The 4,170-nt window shown below is 56.3% G+C and carries 4 protein-coding genes; all 4 read right to left on the reverse strand.

Going from position 1 to position 4,170, the window contains the following annotated elements; all coding sequences use genetic code 11:
* Nucleotides 1-119 precede the first annotated feature (119 nt).
* Entirely contained in the window at nucleotides 120-1,313 is a 1,194-nt protein-coding gene (locus HMPREF2928_RS01130; protein ID WP_239661548.1) for an acetamidase, read from the reverse strand.
* A 205-nt stretch (nucleotides 1,314-1,518) separates the two neighbouring features.
* The gene (locus HMPREF2928_RS01135) at nucleotides 1,519-1,971 is read right to left on the reverse strand and encodes a DUF3349 domain-containing protein (protein WP_049337595.1); all 453 of its coding nucleotides are present in this window, start codon (nucleotides 1,969-1,971) and stop codon (nucleotides 1,519-1,521) included.
* Nucleotides 1,972-2,021: 50 nt separating this feature from the next.
* On the reverse strand, nucleotides 2,022-2,327 hold the full coding sequence (locus tag HMPREF2928_RS01140) for a hypothetical protein (protein ID WP_005504112.1): 306 nt from the start codon (nucleotides 2,325-2,327) through the stop codon (nucleotides 2,022-2,024).
* A 2-nt stretch (nucleotides 2,328-2,329) separates the two neighbouring features.
* Complete coding sequence (locus tag HMPREF2928_RS01145; RefSeq protein ID WP_070687054.1) at nucleotides 2,330-3,559, reverse strand: inorganic phosphate transporter; 1,230 nt, start codon at nucleotides 3,557-3,559, stop codon at nucleotides 2,330-2,332.
* Nucleotides 3,560-4,170: the final 611 nt, after the last annotated feature.

Below are 4,170 nucleotides of genomic sequence, written 5' to 3' on the forward strand. Positions count from 1 at the left end.
GATGCGCTACCAATTGCGCCACGCCCCCGTGGTGCTCTACTAGTCTATAACACCTTTTGCGGCTTCACCAAATCCTCATGCATATTTTTTTAGTTAGACCCATCACATTACTGATGGGTTTAGGTAATCACCTCACCCGGCACTGTCGCCTCCCGCTTCGTCAGAGCCTGCAGGGGGACGCTAACCTCCTGCAGATATTTACGAATCGCGGTACGTTGCGCCTCCTTCGCGGACTCCTCCTTCGACTCCGGTCCCTTGAAGCCCAGCTTGAAAGCATCCCACTGGCTCGCTGAGGGGTACTTTTCACGGGCATTCCACACCAGCGAGAACGATGCCAGGGTATTCAGCTCCTTCCTCGTGGCGGCCTTCGATAGCACATCAGCCACCGTTGCCACACGCGAAGACTCCGCAACACTCACCGAAACCTTCGACTGCGCACCCGAGGGCAGGGTTACTGCCTTCTCCGGAGCCAACTGAATATTCAGGTGAATCTGCTGCACCCGCTCGTTCTTCAGATCCAGCTCAGCCAGGGAGCGGAAACGCTTCAGCAGGGATTCATAGTTCTCATCAATCACAACGGCATTCAGGCGCAACTCATCCGCCAGCAGACCCACCTGCGCATAGCTCACATTAGTTCCCAACGCCGCGTTAGCGGTCAGCACCTTCAGCCACTGCTCTTCTTTCAGGGTCGCCGAATCATTGACGCGCAGCGGGCTCACCGGAGCATCCGTAGCGGTGTTAGCAACGTTCTGTGGGTCATTCGCCGAGTCCACGCCACCGTAGGTGACGCTCAGCCGATGCAGAGAACCGTAAACGGACAGATTCGTCAGCGCTGTAGCAGCCGCCGCCAAGTCGGCCTGCGCCGCCTCCGTGAGGGAGAAAGAACCCACCAGACGCAGATCCTGCTCACGGCGCCCCTGGCCCACATAAATACGCCCCAGCGACTCAATCTTCAGGTAGCGGGTATCGATATTTTCACGAATCAGACGCTCACGGCGCGCCAACAGCTTCTCGGTCGAAACCACCACCGCCGCATCCTCACCCAGCACTCCGGTTGCCGCAATCTGCGGCATTGCGGCGAGCACCCCGGCGGCGGCAACCACTCCGCCAGTCAGAAGCAGGGAACGGCGGGGCACCACGAGGCGGCGCGCCTGCCCGGCAATAGCCTCTTTAGCGGCATCTACGCGGGTAGAGGGGGTCTGAGCAACAGAGTCCTCCGCAGCAATCGATGCCGCCTCAGAAGAGCTCTGAGAGGCTTCTTGAGCGGACGTAAAGTGAGAGTTCTCGGGTTCAGGAGTAGGTGAAGAAGACACAGAATCTCCATGATGTAGGGCGAGCACAAAGCCCGCCATTAGTTTGAGGGAGTGAGTCTCTCTAGAATACCGCCCACACCTATGGGTGAGCTGACAACCCGCGGCGCAGCATTCGAAGGGCATAAAGAAAACCTATGGGGTGGACTTGAGTCCACCCCATAGGTCACAAACTTCATGAGAGCTCTCAACTCTCACCGCAGGCTATTTAGTTATCCTGCGCAGCCGTAGCGTTCGGAGCCGGAATATTAGCCGATTCAGCAGCCAACTCAGCAATACGGATCTCGCCGGTCGTCGGATCATCGTAGGTCACGTACTCGGTACCGCCAGCCGTAGGCTCAGCGTCCTCGTTCACGTGGTTCTCCGCAATCAGGAAGCCGTGCGCACCCAGAATCTTAGCGACGCGGTCAATATCCTGCGGGGTCGGGGTATGATCCACCACTCGACGAATGTACTCGTTAATGCGCTGGTCGCTCACGTACGCCTCGCCACGAGCAGCACGAGACTGCATGAGCTGGCGAACAACTTCCTGCAGCTGCTCATCGGTCAGACGCATCTTCAAAATAGCCATCACTGCCGCGCGGTCCTGCACCGGAACATCCTTGGGATACCCGACGCTCAGCCAGTCGATTACTCGAGAGATCATGCTCTTATCAGGCATCGAGCCCCTCCTTCGAAGCAGTCATTATATGCAATTTAGTGTTCACGGGATTAGTGGCCTCCACCGGTTACGCCGAAGATATTCCAGCCGAAAGTGTGGTCGATAAAGTCCTTAGCGACCCAGAGAATACCGATGATTACGATTGCTACGATAATAGCAAAAATGCAGAACGCAGCAATCTTCGCCGCCGTTCCCGGAGGCTCAATTTCAACCAGCTTGCCGTCCGCGGTGTACTCGGTACGACCAGCCAGCATACGCAGACCCAGCGCATAGAGCGCCGGAAGGCCCGCACCAAAGAACAAACCGGCAATCAGCACCGGAATAACCTTGTTCACAATGTCAATCAGATATTCCACGACTACGAACCTGCCTTCCCAGTAGCAAGGGTCTGGGCTTCTGCGGATGCCTCAGCGCTGGTGACTGCAGCGCCTTCCTTTTCATCCCAGTCGCCAGTCACGTTCGAAGCGTCAATGTTGTCCTTCTGGGAATGACGCCACATCAGGAAGCAGAAGACTACCAGCAAAGCGAACACGGTCATTTCGCCAATGAACTGGGTACCGGTCAGAGCATTCAGGCCATGACCAATCAGCCAGGTCAGAGCACCCACAATCGCGGCAGCCGGCAGAGTAATCAGCCAAGCAACCACCATGCGGCCAGCAACAGACCAGCGCACCTCAGCACCCTTACGGCCCAGGCCACTACCCAGAATCGAGCCGGACGCCACGTGAGTGGTGGACAGTGCCATACCGAAGTGGGAGGAAGTCAGAATAATCGCAGCGGATGCACCGTCAGCGGCAACGCCCTGCGGGGTGTCAACCTCAACGATGCCCTTACCGAGGGTGCGGATAATACGCCAACCACCCAGGTAAGTACCCAGCGCAATAGCAAGCGCGCAGGAAGCCTTCACCCAGAAGGGAATCGCGTCATCGTTGCTCAGGGTACCCGAAGCAACCAGAGCCAGGAAGATTACGCCCATGGTCTTCTGCGCATCGTTAGTGCCGTGCGCCAGAGACATCAGGGATGCGGTCGCGACCTGTCCCTTACGGAAGCCGCCGTGCTTGCGATCATCAGCCACCGGGGCAGCAATACGGTAGACCAGCCAAGTGCCGGTTGCCGCCACAATAGCCGCAATGACGGGGGAGAGGACCGCGGGAACAATAATCTTGGACAGAACGCCCATCCACTGCACGCCGTCAAAGCCGATCGCGACAATAGCCGAACCAATCAGGCCACCAAACAGAGCGTGCGACGAGGAGGAGGGCAGACCCAGAAGCCAGGTCAAAACGTTCCAAAGAATGCCGCCCACCAGACCGGTAAAGACGATAAGCATCAGCGCCGGGCCGTCCGTTGTTACATCGATACGGTCCAGGTTCACGATGCCGCTACCGACCGAACGCGCCACCTCAACAGAGAGGAACGCGCCAACGAGGTTCAGGGATGCAGACAACGCCACGGCGGTCTTAGGCTTCAGCGCACCGGTCGCAATGGAGGTTGCCATCGCGTTACCGGTGTCGTGGAAGCCATTCGTAAAGTCGAAGGCGAGCGCGGTCAGCACCACGATCACGAGAATAATGAGTTCTGTAGTCACAAGAAAATTATCTGTCGGTTTTCGCGAAATCTAAAGTATTCCGAATTAACACGAAATAACAGATAAACCCACACTATTGAGCGGGTTTTCATGAGGGTTTTGCCGCAGAGACCATATTCTAGGGGCGATAATCCCGATATTCCGCGGCAAAAAGGGTGCACCTATCGGAATGCTTAAGTTGGTTTATGTGGCTTATGCGAGAGTGCGGGGGAGAGGGGTGATTATATCCATCAAGAGGCTAAAGTGTGTTCACCAAGTGTTCACTTTCAGGAACCTCCCAGCTTTCTTTTTGTGACACACCTTTATTATTCAGACCTCATTTGAGCCACCAAACTACCCATGCAGGATGCCCCTGTGGGTTTTACGGCGTGGGGCTTTCTGCGGAGCGCATTCTCCGCAACAGCGGGTTTTCTTCAGTCGTGCGCATTCGAATATCACGAAGGATTGAATCTATACTCGCGGCGCACGCAGCACATCAGCGTCGCGAGGTATTCGCACCGATTCCCCTGCATCACATCAGCGGATACAACAAAAGACCCCATATCTTTCGATACGGGGTCTTTCTCAAAAATAAACCGGCAATGACCTACTCTCCCACACCCACAAAAGTG

The sequence above is a fragment of the Rothia sp. HMSC072B04 genome (genome assembly GCF_001813725.1).
GTDB classification, from domain to species: Bacteria; Actinomycetota; Actinomycetes; order Actinomycetales; family Micrococcaceae; genus Rothia; species Rothia mucilaginosa.